12 protein-coding genes are annotated in these 22,007 nt (G+C 44.6%); 6 read left to right on the forward strand and 6 right to left on the reverse strand.

Annotated features, from left to right (window positions below; all coding sequences use genetic code 11):
* Positions 1 to 144: 144 nt before the first annotated feature.
* Both DC487_RS05720 and DC487_RS05725 read right to left on the reverse strand, forming a co-directional pair.
* Positions 145 to 846 carry an L-ribulose-5-phosphate 4-epimerase gene (locus tag DC487_RS05720; protein ID WP_116774949.1) on the reverse strand — a complete coding sequence of 234 codons (702 nt, stop codon included), beginning with the start codon at positions 844 to 846 and terminating at the stop codon, positions 145 to 147.
* A 5-nt stretch (positions 847 to 851) separates the two neighbouring features.
* Positions 852 to 2,519, reverse strand: a complete 1,668-nt coding sequence (locus tag DC487_RS05725) for a ribulokinase (protein WP_317046322.1) — start codon at positions 2,517 to 2,519, stop codon at positions 852 to 854.
* 347 nt (positions 2,520 to 2,866) lie between these two features.
* Between DC487_RS05725 and DC487_RS05730 the strand changes: the two genes are divergently transcribed.
* The gene (locus DC487_RS05730; protein ID WP_116774950.1) at positions 2,867 to 5,812 is read left to right on the forward strand and encodes a SusC/RagA family TonB-linked outer membrane protein; all 2,946 of its coding nucleotides are present in this window, start codon (positions 2,867 to 2,869) and stop codon (positions 5,810 to 5,812) included.
* Positions 5,813 to 5,874: 62 nt separating this feature from the next.
* Positions 5,875 to 7,485, forward strand: a complete 1,611-nt coding sequence (locus DC487_RS05735; RefSeq protein WP_207774312.1) for a RagB/SusD family nutrient uptake outer membrane protein — start codon at positions 5,875 to 5,877, stop codon at positions 7,483 to 7,485.
* A 328-nt stretch (positions 7,486 to 7,813) separates the two neighbouring features.
* Here DC487_RS05735 and DC487_RS05740 read toward each other — a convergent pair whose 3' ends face one another.
* The 4 genes from DC487_RS05740 to DC487_RS05755 form a co-directional block, all read right to left on the reverse strand.
* Entirely contained in the window at positions 7,814 to 10,888 is a 3,075-nt protein-coding gene (locus DC487_RS05740; protein ID WP_207774313.1) for a beta-L-arabinofuranosidase domain-containing protein, read from the reverse strand.
* 165 nt (positions 10,889 to 11,053) lie between these two features.
* The gene (locus tag DC487_RS05745; protein ID WP_116774952.1) at positions 11,054 to 13,228 is read right to left on the reverse strand and encodes a S9 family peptidase; all 2,175 of its coding nucleotides are present in this window, start codon (positions 13,226 to 13,228) and stop codon (positions 11,054 to 11,056) included.
* Entirely contained in the window at positions 13,221 to 14,612 is a 1,392-nt protein-coding gene (locus tag DC487_RS05750; RefSeq protein ID WP_116774953.1) for an aminopeptidase P family protein, read from the reverse strand. The genes DC487_RS05745 and DC487_RS05750 overlap by 8 nt, the downstream gene beginning before the upstream one ends.
* A 30-nt stretch (positions 14,613 to 14,642) precedes the next feature.
* On the reverse strand, positions 14,643 to 17,366 hold the full coding sequence (locus DC487_RS05755; RefSeq protein WP_207774314.1) for a DUF5695 domain-containing protein: 2,724 nt from the start codon (positions 17,364 to 17,366) through the stop codon (positions 14,643 to 14,645).
* A 201-nt stretch (positions 17,367 to 17,567) separates the two neighbouring features.
* On the opposite strand from DC487_RS05755, the gene DC487_RS05760 reads away from it, so the two are divergent.
* The 4 genes from DC487_RS05760 to DC487_RS05775 all read left to right on the forward strand — a co-directional run bounded on the left by DC487_RS05760 (position 17,568) and on the right by DC487_RS05775 (position 21,984).
* A complete protein-coding gene (locus DC487_RS05760; protein WP_116774954.1) occupies positions 17,568 to 18,431 on the forward strand; it encodes a helix-turn-helix domain-containing protein in 864 nt (287 codons plus the stop codon).
* Positions 18,432 to 18,549: 118 nt separating this feature from the next.
* The gene (locus tag DC487_RS05765) at positions 18,550 to 19,464 is read left to right on the forward strand and encodes a dihydrodipicolinate synthase family protein (RefSeq protein WP_116774955.1); all 915 of its coding nucleotides are present in this window, start codon (positions 18,550 to 18,552) and stop codon (positions 19,462 to 19,464) included.
* 9 nt (positions 19,465 to 19,473) lie between these two features.
* Positions 19,474 to 20,958: an aldehyde dehydrogenase (NADP(+)) gene (locus DC487_RS05770; RefSeq protein ID WP_116774956.1), complete on the forward strand. Its 1,485-nt coding sequence runs from the start codon at positions 19,474 to 19,476 to the stop codon at positions 20,956 to 20,958.
* Between the two features lie 27 nt (positions 20,959 to 20,985).
* A complete protein-coding gene (locus tag DC487_RS05775) occupies positions 20,986 to 21,984 on the forward strand; it encodes a 4-hydroxyproline epimerase (RefSeq protein ID WP_116774957.1) in 999 nt (332 codons plus the stop codon).
* The last annotated feature ends 23 nt before the right edge of the window (positions 21,985 to 22,007 follow it).

Below are 22,007 nucleotides of genomic sequence, written 5' to 3' on the forward strand. Positions count from 1 at the left end.
CTTATTACTAATATCTAACATCTAAATACTAAAATCTAGCATCTAACATCTCACTACGCACATCTCACATCTCAATACTAAAATCTAACATCTAATATCTCAATACTAAAATCTCACATCTCAATACTAGCATCTAACATCTAATTACTGCCCATAATAAGAGCCAGCACCATGTTTACGTTCATAATGTTTTTTGATGAGTGCATCTTTCATGCGCGCCGCATTAGGTTGTATTTGCTCGGTGAATAGTGCCATCTTGGCCACATATTCCAGCACAGCGCTGTTGTATACCGCTTTGTCACCCGTTTTTCCCCAAGTAAAAGGAGCGTGGTTCGCCACCAGAATCATTTCCACCTCTTCGTAATCCAATCCCTGTTGTTCAAAGTGATTCAAGATCTGAAAGCCCGTTTCATACTCGTAATTACCAGCGATCATCGCGTCTTCCATGGGCGGTGCGCACGGAATATCGGTAGTGAGGTGATCCGCATGCGTTGTTCCATACAATGGAATATCACGTTGACTTTGCGCCCAAGCCGTTGCATACTGCGAATGCGTATGTACAATACCACCAATTTTTGGCCAATGTTTGTACAATACCGCATGCGTTTTAGTGTCCGACGATGGTCGTAAATCTCCTGATATGGTATTTCCATCAAAGTCGACAATCACCATGTCGTCAGGACGCAATTGCGGATAATCTACACCGCTCGGTTTGATCGCAAAAACACCTTGATCGTGATCCGCCACGCTGGCATTTCCAAAGGTGAAAAGTACTAAGCCCAATTCTGGCAATCGCATATTGGCAGCGTAGGCTTCTTCTTTGATACGCTTATATTGTGTACTCATATCGTTTAGTTTTTGATGAGTCTTTGTTCCGTGAAATCACCAAGCGCAATATATTGCGCATAGCGATTGGCATATACATCGGCACGTGAAGGATCTGGCGTGTATTCTTTATCAAATCCTTGTCCCATTTGCTGCATCGCATCTTCCACGCGTGGGAAAACACCTGCCACCGTTGCGGCGAACATCGCTGCACCGATGGCACAGGTTTGTTCGGATTGATGTACGCGGATCGGCATACCGATTACGTCGGCCATCATCTGCATGATAAATGGCGATTTGCGTGGAATACCACCCAGCGCGATAATACCTTTTACTGGAATACCTTGATCCACGAATCGGTCGACGATCCGCTTCGCGCCAAAAGCCGTTGCTTCTACCAATGCCCTGAAAATGTGTGGCGCATCAGACGCCAGATCCAAATGTGCAAATGCACCTTGTAAAGCTTGGTTCGCATCTGGCGTTCGGCGGCCATTAAACCAATCCAGCGCCAATTCATCCTCGATCGTAGGAACGATCTGTGCCGCTTTTTCGCTGAGCGAAGTCAATATTTGATTTTCCAATTGTTCGATCTGCTCCGCAGTAAATAGTCCACTATCTGCACCAATGTGCTTTAAAGGCCAAACCAGTAATTTCTTAAACCACGCATAAGCATCCCCAAAAGCAGATTGACCCGCTTCTAAACCGATCATACCCGGAATTACCGAGCCATCCACTTGCCCACAAATTCCTTGAACCAGTTTGTCGCTCATCTCCTGTTTTGGAGCAACCAAAATATCACAGGTAGATGTGCCGATGATTTTGCTCAAATAATAAGGCTCAATCTGTCCGCCTACAGCACCCATATGGCAATCGAAAGCGCCAATACCCACAAATACATCGGTCGATAATCCCAATTTCGCTGCCCAATCGGCACTTAGTTTTCCAGCTGCTTGATTGGCAGTGTACGTTCCTGCGGGTAATTTTTTTGTGAAGCCATCTAATAATGGATCTAGCGAAGAGAAAAACTCATTTGGTGGGAATCCACCAAATTCTGCCGCCCACAGTGACTTATGTCCGGCCGAGCATACGCCGCGCTTGATGTCGGTTACCTGATTGCCACCGCATAATAAGAACGGAATCCAGTCACAATGTTCTACCCATGATTGCGTAGCATTGCGCACCTGACTATCCTCTCGAAAGATGTGTAGCAATTTTGACCAAAACCATTCTGAGGAATAAATTCCACCCACATATTGTAAGTAATCAATGTCAAATTTTTTCGCGTGTTCGTTGATGGCAGCAGCTTCCTGAAGAGCAGTATGATCTTTCCATAATACAAACATGGCGTTCGGATTTTCTGCAAATTCAGGTAATAAGGCCAATGGTGTTCCCGCATGATCTACAGCAATAGGAGTAGAGCCCGTGGTATCTACCGAAATTCCTACCACCTGACTAGCGATTTCTGCACCACTTTGTTGCACACATTGACTAATCACCGATTCCAGTCCTTCAACATAATCTAAAGGGTGTTGTCTAAATTGACTTTTCTTGGCATCGCAGTACAATCCTTGTTTCCAGCGTGGATATTCAAAGACCGCTGTGGCGATTTCGCTGCCATCGTTTGTATTGGCTAGTACGGCGCGAACAGAGTCGGTACCAAAGTCGACTCCAATAACATATTTTGTAAGCATCATAATTCGATTTGTTCAAATATTAGAAAATATTGTCAAACTGACAATTAAAAGGAAATTATTTTTTTGAATTCATGATTTATTTACTAATCAACTGTCAGCCATCTTTATCAAGTAACTGTCGTAAGAAGGTGAAGATCACCTCGCTGCTATGTTAAATTATCATTAACTGGAGAATTTATTTCTCATAAAGTATTGTTGAATTGCTTTTTATGTGAAGGGTGAGGTGCTTTAGGTAAGAATGTATCTACACGTTAAAATCCGAATAGTATAGGGTAATATCAGCGTGAAGCATCCTAAATATACCTCCTAACTTGCCAAACAGCAATAACCATTAAAATACGCGAATTATGAATAGATTCCATTATGTACTTTTTCTACTGTTGCTTAATATAGGAATGGTGTTCGGCCAAGAGCAAAAATCGCTCACGGGGCAGGTCGTTGACGAAGCTGGAAACCCAGTACAAGGCGCCACCATCTCATTAAGCAATTCACCTGAAAAAATTTCTAGTAATCGAGACGGCCAGTTTTCTCTGCGCTATACAACTGGAGCTAGAATGACCGTAAACTCCGTAGGACACGTTGAGTTTACCCAAACATTGACCGAGCAAACCAGCTTGACAGTACGCCTGCAGACTTCTTCTGAAGAATTGGAGCAGGTGGTTGTTGTAGGTTATGGTACGCAGCGCAGGGGCGAAACGACGGGATCGGTAGCCAGCGTCAAGTCTGAAAGCTTTAATCAAGGTGCGGTGATTGATGCCGGACAATTGATTCAGGGTAAAGTAGCTGGTTTACGGATCACTACACCGAGTGGTAATCCCAACGGCAACACACAAATCAACTTACGTGGTTTGAATTCCATTCAAGGAGCGGTCAATCCTTTGGTGATTATTGATGGTGTACCAGGAGAGTTTAATTCGGTTGCACCTGAAGATATCGAATCAGTGGATGTCATGAAAGACGGCTCTGCAGCAGCGATCTACGGTACGCGTGCAACTGGTGGTGTCATCTTCATTACTACAAAACAAAACCGTTCTACAGATGGTCGTACTAGTATAGATTATAACAACTATGCCAGTCTACAAACATTGTTCCGTGTACCAGATTTGCTGAACGCAGAAGACTATCGTCGTCTGATAGCAGAAGGTAAACCTTATGAAGATTTGGGACATAGTACCAACTGGATTGATGAGGTGACACAAAATCCATTCAGCCATAATCACAACCTGACTTTATTTGGTGGTAATTCTAGAACCAATTTTACGGGCTCGGTAAACTACAGAGATTGGGATGGTGTATTGCTGAAAAGCGGACAGGAAAGACTGAATGTGCGTGCTGATCTGAATCACGATATGTTTGATGGGAAACTACGCAGTCGCATGCAAATCATTAGCAACACAATCAGCTCCAAGCAGGGCGGAAGCTCGGACTATATGTGGCGCCAAGCGATGATTCGCAACCCGACGGATCGCATTTTCAACGATCAAGGAAAATGGCAAGAAAGCAATGCCTATATGTATGATAATCCATTGGGAATGATTCACGAATCTGTGAATGACCGCATGTATCGCGAAACCCGAATGAACGGATCGTTAGACTATCGCCCAACAACGGATTTGAGTTTCAAAGCCTTATTCTCCCGTGTTCAAGATAATGATTTGACAGGCACTTCTACATCGTTTGATCACATCAATACCACTAAAAACAATTTAAATGGTACGGCTTCACGCTGGACGCAAGCAGGCGTAGAAAACTTGATGGAGCTTACCGCAAATTACAATAAGCAATTTGGTGATCACCGTATTATCGGGTTGGCCGGTTATAGCTGGCAACGCAATCAATTCGAGAACTTCAATGCGTACAATTTCAATTTTCCGACCGACCAATACAGCTACAACCAGTTGCAAGCCGGATTGGCCTTGCAAAACGGATTGGCGACAATGGCCAGTTACAAGCAAGAATCAACGCTAATCGGTTATTTCGCCCGTGCTAACTATAGTTACAAAGAAAAGTATTTGTTGATGGCGAGTATCCGTCGAGAAGGATCTAGTACGTTTGGTGAAAACAACAAATGGGGAAATTTCCCAGCGGTCTCCGTCGGATGGGATATGGCCAAAGAAGATTTTATGGCTGATCAGAAGGTGATTAATCAGTGGAAATGGCGTGCAGGTTACGGTGTCACCGGAACGATTGCCGCTTCGCCTTACAACTCGCAGATCAGTTATAATTATACATTAACCGAAGGTGCCTACATCAATGGCAACTGGGTGCCAGGATTTGTGCCGGCGCGTAACTTCAACCCTGATTTACGTTGGGAAAGAAAGAACGAGTTGAACGTAGGGGCTGATTTTAGTTTGTTCAACAACCGTGTATATGGTTCCTTGGATTACTATTCCCGTCAGGTCAAAGATTTATTGTACATGTTCCAAGTGCCAGTACCTCCTTACCTTACTTCGTCGATGTTCTTAAATGCGGGCGAGATGAGCAATAGCGGTTTTGAAGCCTTAGTAAACGTAGATGCCGTAAATAAAGAGCGTTTCAAATGGAGAACAACCGTGGTGTTTTCGAGCAATAAAAACAAATTGCGTAACCTGTCCAACGATCGTTTTGGCGTAACGCAAGAATTCTTTGATACCGGATATACGGGCGAGCCCATTCAGACATTCACACATCGTGTGCAAGTAGGAAGAAGTATTGGTGATTTTTATGTATACAAAACAGTAGGTGTAGACGAAGAAGGAAAATGGTTGATTGAGAGTCAAGAAGGAGATATTATTCCTGTTCAGGATGCTACGATCGAAGATCGTCAGTATTACGGAAATGGTATTCCAGACTTCAATTTGGGTTGGAACAACTCTTTTCAATACGGCAACTTGGATATGACGTTGAACTGGCGTGGATCATTCGGTCACCAAATTCTAAATATGTCTCGACTGTATTATGAGAATCCGGTGAATCCAGCTTACAATGCTTTGCGCACTGCTTATGATCCAGTGTATGGACAAACGTTGAATAATGACTTGGTATATGTATCGCATTACATCGAAAATGGTGATTTCCTAAAATTGGATAACGTGACGATTGGTTACACTTTCAACAAACAGTTAATAAAAGGCATCAAGTCACTTCGTATCTACGTTTCGGGATTGAATTTGGTTACGATTACAGGCTACAAAGGTTTGGATCCGGAAGCGACAAGCTACGAAGGAGATTTCCAATTTGCACCAGGTATCGAACACCGTGACCGTTATCCGACGACACGTACTTACACCGCGGGATTAAATGTGCGCTTTTAAGTCATTTACTTAAAGCAGATTAAATTATAAATAAAGCGGAAACGCTAAAAAATATAACCATTATGCAAAAGTTTAAAAGTTCATCAATTGCGCTATGGGGGTTAGTATTAGGCTCGATGGCAATTACTCCCTCCTGTACCGACCTGCATGAACAGGTATATTCTGAAGTATTGGGGAATACGGTAAATCCAACAGAACGTGACCTACCTTTCATTTTAGCACCTACATATGCTTCCTTTCGTTCTTTAATGTTTGGTTGGCAAGGCTATTTCGACTTGCAAGAGGAAAGCGCCGATCATATCATCACGCCTGTGCGACCCAATGGATGGGACGATGCGGGAACGTACCGCCGCATGCACCAACACACGTGGAATACAGAACAATGGCAACCTTATAATGCTTGGAATCAGGCGTATGCTACGGTCACCAAAGTAAATATGGTGATCATGCAGATCGAAGATGGATCGCTCGCTTTACCAGAAACTATCGTGCCAAGTGCACTCGCCGAATTGAAGGCCACGCGCGCCATGGCTTATTATTTATTATTGGATAATCATGGCAATGTGCCGATCGTGACCGATTACCGCGATGCGAGCTTGCCGCAACCAAAGACACGACAAGAGGTATATGACTTTGTGATAAAGGAATTGACTGATGCTATTCCTAACTTATCTACAGATGTGCGCAGTATGTACGGCAGAATAAATGTTTGGGTGGCTAAATCACTGTTAGCGAAAATTTATCTGAATGCGCAAGTATATACTGGCACTCCACAATGGGAGAAAGTGATTACGGAGACTGCGGAGATTATCGCTAGCAACGAGTACCGACTGGATGATACCTATAGCGCAGTATTTTCGGCCACCAATCAAAATTCTCCCGAGATTATCTTTGCCGTACCTTATGATGAGGTATTTGGACATGGCAATCAAATTCATATGAAAACGCTAGATCCACTGAGCCGTTTGGTGTATGGGATGGCGGCCGGACCTTGGGGTGGTAACTGTGCTGTGCCGCAGTTCATTAATAGCTATGATACGGATGATACGCGTTTGTATGATACGTGGATCCAAGGCGAGCAATTAGATGCGAGTACAGGATTGCCAGTGATTACTTATGTGAATCGCGTGCCTGGAATAGGTGGCGACGGTGTGATTGCGCCAGCAAATGCGGGTTACCGTATCGGAAAATACAAAGTGAAGCAAGGTGCAACGAACAACTTGGATAATGATTATCCAATGTTCCGCTACGCGGATATTTTGATGATGCAAGCCGAAGCATTGCTGCGCTTGGGCAGATCTGATGAAGCGGCTGTGTTAGTAAGTCAAGTGCGTGCTCGTGCCTTTGCCGATCATCCAGAGAAAGCTACGGTTACTGGAGCACAACTCCTTCAAGGTAGTAATTACAATTACGGTGTGCAAGCGGTAGATGGCACGGTGAATGCTACGAATGGTGGCGCAGATATTCAATACGGACGTTTTCTAGATGAGCTTGGCTGGGAATTCTCGGCAGAGGCGCGAAGAAGACAGGATATTATTCGTTTTGGTGTGTTCCAAACCAAATCGTGGTTCAACCACCGTCCACATGCCAACGCGCAAAGCAGGACGCTGTTCCCAATTCCAAATGCGGAAATCACTAAAAATCCAAACTTAAAACAAAACCCCGGATACTAATATAACAGTGTGTGTTACGTTTATCTCAAAGAGGCTGTCTTATAAAGACAGTCTCTTTTTTTGCTTTATTTTTTGGGCTGATAGAAGTGTTTGTAGGGCTCATATAGTAGATAGTGTTAATAATAGAGCTTAGAGATTGCCGCAGCCTTGTACCTCGGCTTCGCAACGACGATATCCGCTTTATTCGTACCTTCCGTTTGTGTCGTCATCACGAGGAGGTATGTCGCGTTCATGCAATGGAATTGGACTGTGTACTTATGGGTTCATAAAAAAATGGGCTTCATACCTAAGTATGAAGCCCATTGTTACAGTCAATAATAAGAAATTCCTATTTCAAGGTCACATCCAAATAAACCGAATGGCGACCATAGCTTTCGTAGAAAGGTTTGAAGTCAATGCCATCAATCTGGAATTTCAATTGGCTTGGATCACCTTGAATGGATTGGCTGATGTCTTGCGCATTCAGCGTGACAGGGCGCCAATCTTTACGTGCTTCTGGCTCTTGTGCCGCCAATAGGATCGGTCCGTAAAACAAACTGGCGATATTTTGCTGATCCATTACGGGCTCTAGACGGAACTGAAATGGTAATTGCCATTCAATCACATCGCCTTCTTTCCAGTTGCGCGCCAATTTTACATACGATCCAGCTTCCGCTTTCACATTTTCCAATTTGCCATTGATTTTCACTTGTACGCCTTTGGTTGCCCAAGATGGTACACGTAGGTTGATCGCAAACTTGCCTTTACCATGTACCGTCAACTTCGTTTGGTCTGTTTTCGGAAATTCGGTAGTTTGCTCAATACGAATAGCACGTTCCGTCCAGTTTAAAGTAGAAGGAATGAAAAGGTTGACGTACAGCTCTTTGTTGTCATTGCTTTTGAAATAAATAGCATGTTGTAGTTTTGTGCTGCTTTCAATCGCTGTGCCATTACAACACGTGAAACCATTCATGTGCGGATTGCCAAATTGCTTCACTGAAGCCGGTCTAATGGGCACGTGATACGTATTGGCCGGACTATCTTCAGCCACGGATGCCAGGATATGATTGTACAGACCACGCTCGTAATAATCCATCAGCTCTGGTCGTTGCTCAAACATAAATAAGCTACTGGTCAGTTTCAGCATATTGTAAGTCGCACAGGTTTCATTCTGTCCGCCCGCGGAGAATCCATTTTGATATAACGTAGATGGCTCACCGATGAAACATTCCGCATTGACGGGATTGCGTGCACCGGCTACACCGCCAATACTATACATATAATCATTCACGGCTTTGTACCAAAAGTTATCGGCGATTTTGAAGTAATCCAACTCATCGGACACACCATACATTTCGATGCTTCCCACGATTTGTGGGATGTGCTGGTTGGCGTGCAATCCCCTAAACGTATCCACATTCTTGGCCAATCCATGCGTGCGTGCCGCATTGCCAAAGAACATATCCACATTATCAAACAGCTGCGCTGTTTTCCAATATTTGCTTTCGCCAGTTAGTTGGTACAAATGAGCCATCGTTTCGTTCATACCACCAAATTCACCCGCGATGTAGGTATTCCAAATGGCACGTAAGGTTTCTGGTGGTAGTGCGCTTAAGCGAGATTCTACCCAATCCGCCATGCCTGTGGCCACTTCCAAGGCTTTTTTATTTCCTGTTTGCGTGTAGATGTCAAGCAAACCGGCTAAGATTTTATGTAAGGTATAATAAGGCGCCCAAACTTGATTGAGCTGTCCACCGTATTTCGCACCTTGTTCCAGCATGATGAATTGATCTGGCGGATATGCGCTGATATATCCTTCGCCCCAGTTCCAATAATCGGTACGAATACCTTCTGTACTCAAATCCGAATTAAACTCGTTTTTGCCCGGACCAGTCGGCACAGCACGTGGATCTGCCACGGATGTACCGCCTGCCTTTTGCGGTTTTCCAGATAGTTGCGACAGCGTATACAGCGTTTCCACCATTTGGTCGATTTTCTGCTTAAAGTTCGCTTTAAGCGCAGGATCGTAGCCTGTGCTGGCATATGCTTGTGCAATCGCTGTTAGGTAATGGCCAGTCGCGTGACCACGCAACTTCGTATCTTGACTATCCCACACGCCCAAAGGTTTTGCTCCTGCAGGTTGCGCGACGCCAAATGCATTGCGAAACATATATAGGAAATCGTCGGGATTGGTTTCTGCCAAGGTCAAGACAAATTTGTCGCGGTTGGCTACAAATGGGTTTTTATCGGTCGCCGAGGGATTATTCAGCGTGACTTCATTCAACGCAAATGCGGATAAACTGCGACGCGGCGCAGCAGATTTTTTTCCCCCTTTTACCGTGACGAGTGCTTTTGGTTGTAAATCAGTTCCCGGAACGCGACCAATAATGGTGTAGGTTCCAGCAGATTCCACCGCCGAGTTGTCGGTAGGAGCAGGCCAGATGACGCGGACTTTTGGACCTTGCATGCCATGGCGATACGTACCTTCCAGGAAACTTGGTAAACGTGGTGCGTCGCCCACGGTAGTTTTTACTTCCACGTCAGCTACTTTTTCCAAATACGCATTGTACAATTGCGCTTGCGTCATTGGAAAAGACTGCAAATTATCTTCTGCCTTCGCACCTTGATTGACCGTACTGCTGGCACTTTGTCCGCCGTTTTTTCCGTTTGTATAAATAGTTTGAATCTGTCCAGGAGTTAGCGCTACGCGATAAATCCGAAAATCTTTCAATAGAGACGCGATGGGATTGCCGGTGCCGCTGTTGGATTGGCCAAGGGTCAGTTTTCGCTTAGCCGCTTGATTACTTTGTGATAAAGTGCTGAAATCTAAATTTACTGGTTTAGTTTCACCGCCTTTCACGCCATTCAAGTAAACGGATAAGGTTTTAGCAGATAGATCTACCGTACCCACTAGGTGTACCCATGCGTTGGTCGGCAAGCTTTTTAATGCCGCACTTTTACTTTCTTTCTCACCTTGCACGGATACTTCGAAAGAAGGTTTATCGCCAGATCCTTTGAGGCGTCCTGTCACGCGGTGTTTTGCGTCGAATGAGAAATCGAACAGATAAGATTCCGGCTGCGCCGGAATAAAAATCCAAGCGGAAATACTGAGGGATTCGAGGTCATTTAAAGCCTCGTTTGGCAATTGCAGGTAGTTGTTGCCGGTTCCCGGCAGAGATAATACTTTGCCGCCTTTTTGATCTTTGAATTCGGGTGCTTTCTCGCCAAGATAGCGAGCGTGTAAGTTATTTCTGGACCAATCTCTCAAATCGCCGCGAAATAAATAGCGGGCAATCATGTCCGTTTCGCCGATGCCGTCCAGAATCTGGTCGCCACTTTGGCCAAGAACATAATGGGTTTGCAATAGCAAACCCATTATCATGTATCCAAGTAAATGGGGGAGTCGTTTTAACGTTTTCATCATATACTCTTTAATTTGTGGTAAATTAGAAAGTTTAGCGATGAAATCGCTCCCTTATTTTGTCGTTTCCGTGTCGGATATTAACCATTCGCTTTTTGCAATGGCTTCGCCGAATAGTTTAATCGTTATGGACGACCGCAATAATATGAGATCGTCCGTTTGCAGCTGCTAATCACGACCGCCTGCTGGACAATTTGTTTGTAAGAATTTCGTGTATATTTTTGCTAAGTGCTCCGAAGTACCTTCACCTTCATTGATAGAGTGACTGCGGTTGGGGTACGACATCATTTGAAATGGAATGCCATGTTTAACCAATTCGTTGATATACACTTCCGCGTTCTGATAATGCACATTGTCATCGCCCGTACCATGTATGAGCAGCAAATTGCCACGCACATCTTTGGCGTAGGTGATGGCAGACCCACGAATAAAATCGGATTCATTTTCTTGTGGTAAGCCCATGTAGCGCTCTTGATAAATATTATCATACAGCAATTGATTCGTCACTGGCGCAATGGAAATTCCCGTTTGGTAAATTTCTGGATATTGTCCCAATAAGTGCAATGTCGTAGCGCCACCGCCGCTCCATCCCCATACTGCTACCCGCGTCGGATCGATGAAATCCCATTTCAAGATTTCTTTGGCGCCCATGGCTTGATCGCGAATATTCAAGTAACCGATATTACGATAGATCGATTTACGCCATTCGCGTCCCTTCGGTGCCGGAGCACCGCGGTTTTCTAGCGAAATGTAAACGTAACCATCTTCGGCCATATCACCATCGTATACACGATTACGGCCGGCAGAGATATTGTCGACCACGGTTTGCGAGGCCGGTTCACCATACACATAGAATACCACCGGATATTTTTTCTTCGGATCAAAGTTGTTCGGTTTCACCATCCAGCCATCCAATTCCACGCCATCCATCGTCGTAACTTGAAAGAAAGTAGCGGTATTGGCATTTGCTGGCGCATCGTAACTGCGTTTAGGTGCTTGAATCTGTTTGTGCGAAGGCAATGCTACCAGCGCTTCCGAGTACAGGTGTTTGCTGCTGCTACTGTTGTAAAAAGCCAATTTCCCATTCGGCGAAATGCGGTAGGTATTTGTGCCAGCATTAGCTGTTGGCGTCACGCGTTTGGCTTTGCCACCGCGGATGGCAATTTCGTACAAGTATTTTTGCGTAGCATTATCCGGCGAAGCCGAAAAGAAGATGCGCTCGTGATCGATATGATCGATCTGGATCACATCAAAAGCATCTTGGGTAATCAACTTTTCTGTTCCATTTAAATCGATGCTGTAAATCTGCCGAAATCCTCCTTTTTCAGATACCCAGATAAATGATTTTCCATTTTCCAGCCAATCCCAACCGCTTGGATCACCGCCGTTCCAACGGGATTTGATATCAATCCATGTAGCATCGGTTTCGCGATGAATGGTTTTTGCAGTACCATCCGTCGCATTGGCTGTGATAATCGCGCTCTCGTTTTGCTTTCTGTTTAAGCGTTGCAATATCACACCAGATCCATCGGTCAACCATTCCATGCGTGGAATATAATGCTGTGCTGGATCGCCATCAACTTGGACTTTAACTTGCTTCTTGCTTTTCAAATCGTACATCCAAATGCTGCTCGCCGAAGGGTTCAAACCTACTTTTGGATATTCTACCGGGATCGTAAAGGCATATAAACTATCCGTATTATTGATCATCAGAAAATGACGAGTTTCTTTCGCATCTAGTTTCCAATACGCGATGCGTTGTCCGTCAGGCGACCAACGAAATCCATCCTGCGTACCGAATTCCTCCTCATATGCCCAATCAAATGTACCATTGATCATACGTTCTGTGCCATCTTCCGTGATTTTCACATATTGGTTGTTGGACAGATTTTCTACATAGATATTGTTGCGTGATACGTAAGCAACCTGATCGCCTTTCGGTGAAAACTTCGCAAACATCAATGATGCGGCAGGTAATCCAGCGCCTAATTGCGTCAGCTTGTTGGTCGAACGGTTGAAGATCCAATATTCGCCACGTGTATTATCACGCCACACTTTTTTCGTGTTCGCAAAAAGCAAAAGGTCTTGTCCGTTGGGTGAGACCACGAAGGATTGCACGTTCAAAGGGGCTTGCTGACCATCCGGAATCAACTGCTCGGCGGCGAGAAAAGTCGATGACTTTTTAACATCTAATAAATGCACTAGTTTGATACCCGCATCCGAGAATTCATAGTACGCATTGCCATCGGCCGACCACTGTTCTTGCGCGCGTAAACGAGTACATTGAACTTGTAAGGCCAATAAGGCGATCCAAGCAAGGAATAAGCGAAGAAGTTTATACATAGCGTGCGCGGTAAGATTCTACGTCATCAATGGTTTTGATTAAATCGGGTCCCAAAAGTTGATGACCTTCTGGGGTGATTAAAAAGTTGTCTTCAAGGCGAATGCCACCGAAGTCTCTGAATTTTTCTAATTCGGCATAATTTACAAAATCGCTGTATTTATTCGTGGCTTTCCAATGATCGATCAGCTCTGGGATAATATAAATTCCCGGTTCTACCGTCAGCACAAAACCAGCTTCCAGCGGTTTGCCCAATCGCAAGGATTTCAAACCAAAGGTTTGCGTATCTTTTGGATTGTCTTCGGTGTAGCCTACATATTGCTCACCAAGATCTTCCATATCGTGCACGTCCAAGCCCATTAAATGGCCTAGTCCACATTGAAAAAACATCGTATGCGCATGATTTTGCACGGCTTCTTCCGGATCACTTTTCATCAATCCCACCGCTTTTAGTCCTTCGACCAAGATCTTTGCCGCATGCAAGTGTACCGATTTGAAAGAAACGCCTGGACGTAGTTGAGCTCGCGCACCTTCAAGGGCATCAAGCACGATTTGATATAGGTCGCGCTGCCGACTATCAAATGCTGCAGCGACCGGGAAAGTGCGCGTCAAATCTCCAGCATAACCTATGGCAGTTTCTGCACCGGCATCTACCAAAACCATATCGCCGTTTTTCAAAATATTACTACGTACTTGATTGTGCAATATTTGTCCATGCACCGTAATGATGGGTGGATAAGCCAACGCACAGTCTTGATTGCCAGCGAATGCTTGTACAGCATTCACCAGTTCACTTTCTTTCATGCCTGCTTTGGCCAATTGCATGGTCAATAAGTGCATTTTTGTAGAGACAGCCACCGCGCGTTCAATTTCGGCAACTTCCTGTGCTTCTTTGATCGATCGTTGCTGTGCTACCGCACGAATCAATGATACGGAAGGCTGCAATTGGCTGGGTGTCTGATTCAGTAATTCGCTTAACAGTAATTTATTCGCCGATTGGTAAGGTGGCAAGAAATGAATCGTGCGGTTTTGTGCGATCGCTCGCCCAATATATTCTGCTAAACTGCTGATAGGAGCGGTTTCGGTCACACCAACACGTGCTGCACGATCGCTTAACGATTCCTGCGGTCCAGTCCATACCAGATCGTCGATGGTCGCTTCGCGACCGAAGATGATCTCTTTGTTTTCATCCAAATCAATCAATCCTACCAGCGCAGGAACGGCCAATCCAAAATAGTAGAGAAAGGTGCTGTCCTGACGAAAAGGATAGGTGTTGTGCTCAAAATTGATCGGATTCTCAATATTACCCAGAAAGAGCAGAATGCCTCCAGAAATTTTGTTCTGAAGTGCCTGACGTCGGTTTTGATAAGTGGAAGTCGTAAACATAGTGTACAAATGTATTGATTTAGCTAAAATTTACCGACTTACTCGCTTCAATTTTACCTGTTTCGTTCCCGCAGGAATGGTATACCTACCTTGCGCATCCTTTTTGATGCCAACGACTTCGTACGTATCTTGTTCTAGACGTAAGTTTACAGTAGCATTCTTATTCGCTGATTCTACGAGCGTTAGTGTTATTTCACCGTTTTTAGGTTGGTAATAAAGGTTCGCTATTTCACCAGATTCTGCATGAATCATCAGTTGTTCGGATGCTACAAAAATGCGATTACGGCCAGCTGTGGTTATTTCGACCTGAATGCCTTTTTTATCTTCTGTTAAGTTTCCGCTAAATGCTAACCAGCCAAATTCTGGATGTTGTACGATATATGTACCCGCATAAGCTGCATAGCCATAGAATCCAGAACCGTAATCGCCGGTAATACCATCATTGGCCAAGGTAGAAGGATAGGAGTGAAACGCACCAGGAGCAAATCCTTCTTCCGTGACATTCGCCAGCGCACCAATCATACCTGCATGTCCGATACGCAACAAATGGTAATCTTCTGGTGCATTACGATACGCATCCAAGACCGGAATGGCATTTAATGCCGATCCATAGTGATGCAATTGTCGCTCAATGCGTGACAATTTGCCACCATACACGAAATCCCAGTAACGGCGCGCACTACCATTGTATCCCCAATGTGGAACGGTCGGCATGTATGCCAAGATTGCATTCAAAGTCACCGTCGCCTTATCATCAAAATCAAAATAATCAGACCACATATACACTTCTTCCTGTCCGGTCGAATCCCAAGGCATTTCACTGCCAAATGGATAATTCAAAGTACGCCAATGCTCGGCGCGTTCGCGCATCAAGGATTCCAACTTCGCTGCTTCTTGAGTTTTTCCTTCGCGTTGCAAATCTTGTAGGATAATCAAGAATATACTGCCTTCCATTTGTCCATATTGCGCATAATGCGGCGCTTTCTCTACCATCGCAACCGAAGTTTCATAAGCGCGGTCTAAATAGGTGTCCCACGTTTCTTCCGAAACTAAGTGCGGATAATGACGCGCCAATCGGTAAAATACCCAATGCGCCGCCGCCACGTGCGGATAGTTGTAGGAACGACCAATATTGTCCGCTTCTTTCTTCGGCCAAGCAGACCATAAGGTGTAATTGATACTGTCGCTATATGTTCCTGCTGGCATAGAATCTGGCTCGTAGTAAAACAAACTTTTGACCACGCCGTACTGTTTTTCGCCAGATTTATGTTGAATATTGCCATACAAAGTTTCGTTCATAAAGCGCTTCAATTTGGCGATTTCATCGGCATTCGGTTGTACCACTTGTTTCATCATGGCTGCTAGCCAACTTCCGGCGCCAGCCTCGTCGCTCAAGCCGGCGTACCAAGCGCGTTGCTCTTCTGTGACCTGTCTGTGTACTTCATCATCATAGGTGATAATAGATGGCGAGCGGTGGAATGGATCATTTGGATTTTCGTACCATTGCTTGGTCGTGAGGAAATTTCCTAAATCATTGACCACATCACGCTCTGATTTGATCACCTTATAATGTATGGTTTGTTGTTTTCCGTCTGCGTATGTTAAGGTCACACGTGCGCGCCCCCAGCGATTGCCTTTCACTTGGTAGCCGGACCATTTTCCATTAGCACTTTTATTTTTTGTGATCGTTAGCGCATTTTTAGGATAAACATCGATGTTTTTAATTGCAGATCCGTATTGTACAAATAGTTTAGCAGGATTGTTCAATGGTACGACAAATCCTGGTGCACCAACCGCCAATGGACGATCGTTTTGTACCAAAGTTTGCTCGATTTCGCGAATGCTTGGAGCTAGTGCAAAGCGCAAGGCAAACGTAGCCTTTTCATTCGGTTTTAAGATTCTGGAAGTCGGTGTATTCCATTGTTCCACACCTTTCCAATCGGTCTCCGCATGCGCTTTACTGTGGATCATCCATTCATGAAAACCTTCGAAGGTAATACCGCGTGGTGTAGGATCTGTATTGAGTGGATTGTAGGCTTCAAATGGTGCATTTTCTTCTGGCAAGACCAATAAGCTAACGCCTTTGCCGTGCAAATGGTTTACCTGCATATAGCCCGCATCCATACCAATGTAAGGATCCATAAATACGTTGTGTGCGTGTGCTTGATCCAGATTTTTGCCGTCCAAATTATTGTTGAAAGGCAACGGTATGCCCAAAGATCCAATTTCGATGGCCTGATTGGTTGGATTATGTATGTCGAACTGTAAGATCAGATCATCGCCTTTGCGTTTCCAAGTTCTGCTGACGTGCAATGGAATATTCGGTAATGTGGGCGTTAAATCTGCTGCCGCTAATATATCTTGGCCTGCCGGCAATGCTTTAATATCGTGTCGATCTGCCGCGGTGGAGTAATTGGTCCATTCCGCGTCAGCTGCTTTTTTGATCCGAAGATTGATGTCTCCCAGATGATAAAACAGGTTACGATCTCTTTTATTTAATAATTCTACTGGTGTGTAATCAAATGCAGCTTCACCATTAGTTTGCTGTAGCGAGGAAATGGTCTGCGAGGAATTTAGGATACTCCCTTTCAATTTGGGTAGTGAGAATTTTTGTTCGCCGCGATCCACATGCAACGTGGCAGGTTGCTCTCGAACCGCCTTCCAAACAGGATGTTCTTGTTGCTGTGCCTGTAGCGAGAATACTGCAGTTTGAAATAAAACCAGTAAGGTCGTGGAATATATTTTTGTAAACATAATAGTGGGATTATTGGTCATTTGAGCCAACAAATATAAACGCTATGATTGTATACTTGTATACCGGATTTTACCGCATACTATTCGAAAATTAATCACTTTTTTAACGCGTGTTTTTTTTGTTAAATTTTGGGAAAATTATTGTGAAGGAATACTTTTTAAGTTTATCTTAGTGTTAATAACTAACACAAACTTCTACTTATGAAACCGATTCAATACAGCGTTCCAGTACCTAAGGATAGGACTGTTTTTATCCAAGAAGACGTTTTGGACAAGTTTTATCCGTACATGCACCGACATGAAGAGCATCAACTGATATGGATAGTAGAAGGGGATGGGCAGCTGCTTGTCGACGATAATTTGCACGATTTCCATCAAGGTGATATCTTCTTGCTAGGATCTAATCAAGCACATGTTTTCAAAAGTCGTCCCTTGGGCGAGCGCGTCAGATCGGTTTCTGTGTTTTTTAGTGACAAAGGCGCTCTGGCGAATATGTTGCACTTACCTGAGTTAAGTGTATTGTTGGATTTTATCAGCAAGAATAAACGCGGATTTCAAGTACCGAAGGAGCATCTTTCTAGAGTGCGCCGTCGATTCGATATTTTGAAGAAATCTGATCACATGGATCAGTTGATCAATTTCTGTTACTTGCTACGTGCGCTTAATGCAGTTTCTTCGGAGCTGAAACCATTATCGGGCATTTCTATTAGCGAGTCAGAAGAAGCTGGATCTATCCGAATCCACACACTTTGCCGTTATATCGAGCACAACTTTCGGGAAAACATCAGTTTGGAAACCGTGTCGGATAAGGCCAACCTAACCCCGCAGGCTTTCTGTCGTTTTTTCAAACGCAGCACCGGAAAAACTTTTGTATCTTATCTTAATGAGATTCGAGTAAGAGAAGCCTGTCGATTGTTGGGCTCTTCGCGTTACGATTCTATTGCAGGTATTGCATACGATTGCGGATTTAATAGCATTACGAATTTTAACCGCGTATTTCGCAGTATTATCGGTCTCTCACCGAAGGAATATCTCTTAAGTTACCAGAATATTTTGCATCAATAAAATGCCGATGGTTAATATCAAGTAAGGAATGATTAAAAGGTGGTTAGTCGCCCGACGGATAAGTCGCTAGCTTTGATTTTAATAAATTAGAAACATTAAAACTTAGTATAGACTGACTATGGCCGATTTAAATTGGAAGGGAATCTATCCCGCGGTGTTGACACCTTTTACCGAAAACGGTGATATTGATTACGATATGTTTGCCAAAAACACCCACGCTCAGATCAAAGCTGGTGTACATGGTATCATTGTAGCGGGCACATTAGGAGATGCTGCCGCATTAGATACAGAAGAGAAGTTTGAACTATTGCAATACGCCAAAAAGATTGTTGGCGATCAAATTCCAGTGATCCTCAATATCGCAGAAAACACCACTCGTAATGCCGTTAATTTTGCGAAAAAGGCAGAAGAATTGGGTGCAGATGGCTTAATGCTGTTGCCTCCAATGCGTTACAAAGCAGATGACCGCGAAGTAGTAGAATATTTCAAAGCAGTAGCAAAAGCAACAAAACTTCCGATTTTGATCTACAACAATCCCGTCGATTACAGTACGTTTGTCAGCTTGGAAATGTTTGCCGAATTGGCCGAATACCCAACTATTCAAGCGGTAAAAGAATCTACTCGTGATCTAGCGAATGTAACCCGTATGAAAAATCGTTTTGGCGATCGTTTCAGCATCTTAGGTGGCGTGGATACTATATCTCTAGAAACACTTTTCTTAGGAGCAGATGGATTGGTTGCTGGACTAGTAGATGCGTTTCCAAATGAAACGATGGCGATGTACAATTACGCGAAACAAGGCGAAATTGAAAAAGCAGTTGAAATATACCGTTGGTTTATGCCGTTATTAGAACTAGATATTCATCCAAAACTAATTCAATACATCAAATTGGCCGCTACCGCAGAAGGAATCAGTACGCCACATACGCGTGCACCAAGATTACCGTTAGTAGGCGAAGAAGCGGATCGTATACAAAAAATTATTCAAGATAGCATTGCCAAACGTCCGGTGTTGGACGCGGTGCATGCATAACAAAAACAAATGGATCAAACGAAGGAGATATTAGATGCGTATGTGCAGAAAGCCGTCGATGCGTTTCAATTTTTAAAAAGAACGACGGTACAAGAGCGTGCGGCATTGATGCACGCTGTAGCCGATGCGATCGAAGCGCTAGACGATCAATTATTGAATCTGGCACACGAAGAATCGGCTTTGCCGATGCCGCGTTTGCAAGGCGAAAAAGCACGTACGGTTGGGCAATGGCGTAGCTATGGTGATGCCGTAGCCAAAGGAACTTATCTAGATGCTCGCATTGATCGTGCAGATGCCGAAAAAGGTAAAAACGATATCCGCAAATACAGCATAGGACTTGGTCCTGTGCTGGTATTTGGCGCGAGTAATTTTCCGTTTGCATTTTCTACCGCTGGAGGCGATACCGCCAGTGCCATCGGCGCTGGCTGTCCCGTATTGGTGAAAGCACATCCTGGGCATCCGAAAACTTCACAGCTCATGGCAGACACGATTTCTAAAGCTGTGAAAAAGTTTGGTTGGCCAGAAGGTGTTTTTGGGCATGTTGCTGGTGATCGCGTAGCAGGTACGCAAACGCTTTTGGGTGCATATCTTACGGCGCATCCTGGCATTCAAGCTGTTGGCTTTACCGGCTCACAACAAGGTGGAAAAGCTTTGGTAGCTGTGGCCGCTGGCCGCGAAGTGCCTATTCCGGTATTTGCCGAGATGGGCAGCGTTAACCCCGTGTTTGCGCTACCACAATTACTCGAAAAAAATGCAGCGGAGTTAGCACAGCAATATGTCGGTTCTTTGACTTTAGGTACTGGACAATTCTGTACTAATCCCGGGATCGTCGTTGCACTAGCTGGTGCAGCATTCGACCGCTTTAAAGAAGCGGTGCAGGAAGCTATTGCGGAAGCAAAGCCAACCGCCATGCTGCATAGCGGCATCGCCAAAAATTATGCGGAGAAAAAACAAACTGCTACGGCACACGAAGATGTCACGGTATTGGCGCAGTCAGCAACAGATGCCGACGCTTCGCAAGGTCAACCAACAGTAGCTTGGACTTCTGGACGCGCCTTTTTAAGTGATGCGCAATTATCTGAGGAAGTTTTTGGACCATTTGCTTTGCTGGTAGAAGCAGAATCAACCGAGCAACTATTGGCCATTGCCAAAAGCTTGGAAGGCCAATTGACAGCAACCGTCGCCGCGACGGAAGAAGACTTGGAAGCGAATGCCGCTTTAGTCAGCATCTTGCAAGATAAGGTAGGGCGTTTGCTATTTAATGGTATGCCAACCGGTGTGGAAGTCGTTTATGCGATGCAGCACGGTGGGCCATTTCCAGCGACCAGCGATCCGCGATTTACTTCGGTCGGTCCTGACGCGGTGAAACGATTTGTGCGTCCAATTGCCTTTCAAAACTGGCCAGAAAATAGCTTGCCAGCCGAATTGAAATCCAGCAATCCTTTGCAATTAACACGTGTGGTGGACGGTGTATATACCGCTGCCGCTTTATAAGATGTTGTCTACATTGTTTATATGTAAATGAAAAAGACTTTTTTTTGCATTGACTCGCACACTTGCGGCTGTCCTGTGCGTCTGGTAACTGGTGGTGTGCCATTTCTGTCTGGTCATACGATCATGGAAAAACGATTGCAGTTTATGGCGGAATACGATTGGATTCGTAAAGGACTCATGTTTGAACCGCGCGGACACGATATGATGAGCGGAAGCTTGTTATATCCACCTTCCGATCCTGCCAACGATGTGAGTGTCTTATATATTGAGACAAGTGGCTGTTTGCCAATGTGTGGTCACGGTACGATTGGTACGGTGACCATCGCTATTGAAGAAGGCCTCATTCAACCCAAAACTCCAGGGAAATTGCGTTTGGAAACTCCAGCTGGATTGATTCATATCGATTATACGCAAGAAGGTCCTAAAGTAAAAACGGTTAAATTGACCAACGTAAAATCCTTTCTGTATGCAGAAGGATTGACGGTGGATTGCCCGGATTTGGGCGAAATCGTGGCCGACGTGGCTTATGGTGGTAATTTTTATGCCATTATTGATCCGCAAAAGAACTTTCGGGACATTAGCGATTACAGTGCCAGCCAACTCATTCATTATGGCAAGATCATTCGCACCTTGCTGCGCGAAAAATACAACTTTGTCCATCCTGAAGATCCACTCATTCACGGCCTGACTCATATTCAGTGGACAGGAAAACCGTTAAAGGAGAACTCGCACGGACGAAATGCCGTGCTAGTAGGAGAGAACGCCTTAGATCGTTCGCCTTGTGGTACAGGCACGTCGGCGCGCTTGGCGCAATGGTATGCCAAAGGTAAACTAAAAGCAGGCGATGTATTTGTGCATGAAAGCTATATCGGTTCCCAATTTATTGGAGGGATCGAGCAAGAAACGAGTATCGTAGACCGAGCCGCCATTATTCCTTCTATCGAAGGTTGGGCGCGCATTACGGGCTACAGCCAAATTATTATCGACGATGAAGATCCTTACTTCGAAGGATTTCAGGTCATGTAACCACATTTAATACCAAGAATAAC

The sequence above is a fragment of the Sphingobacterium corticibacter genome, assembly GCF_003076635.1.
Taxonomy (GTDB): domain Bacteria; phylum Bacteroidota; class Bacteroidia; order Sphingobacteriales; family Sphingobacteriaceae; genus Sphingobacterium; species Sphingobacterium corticibacter.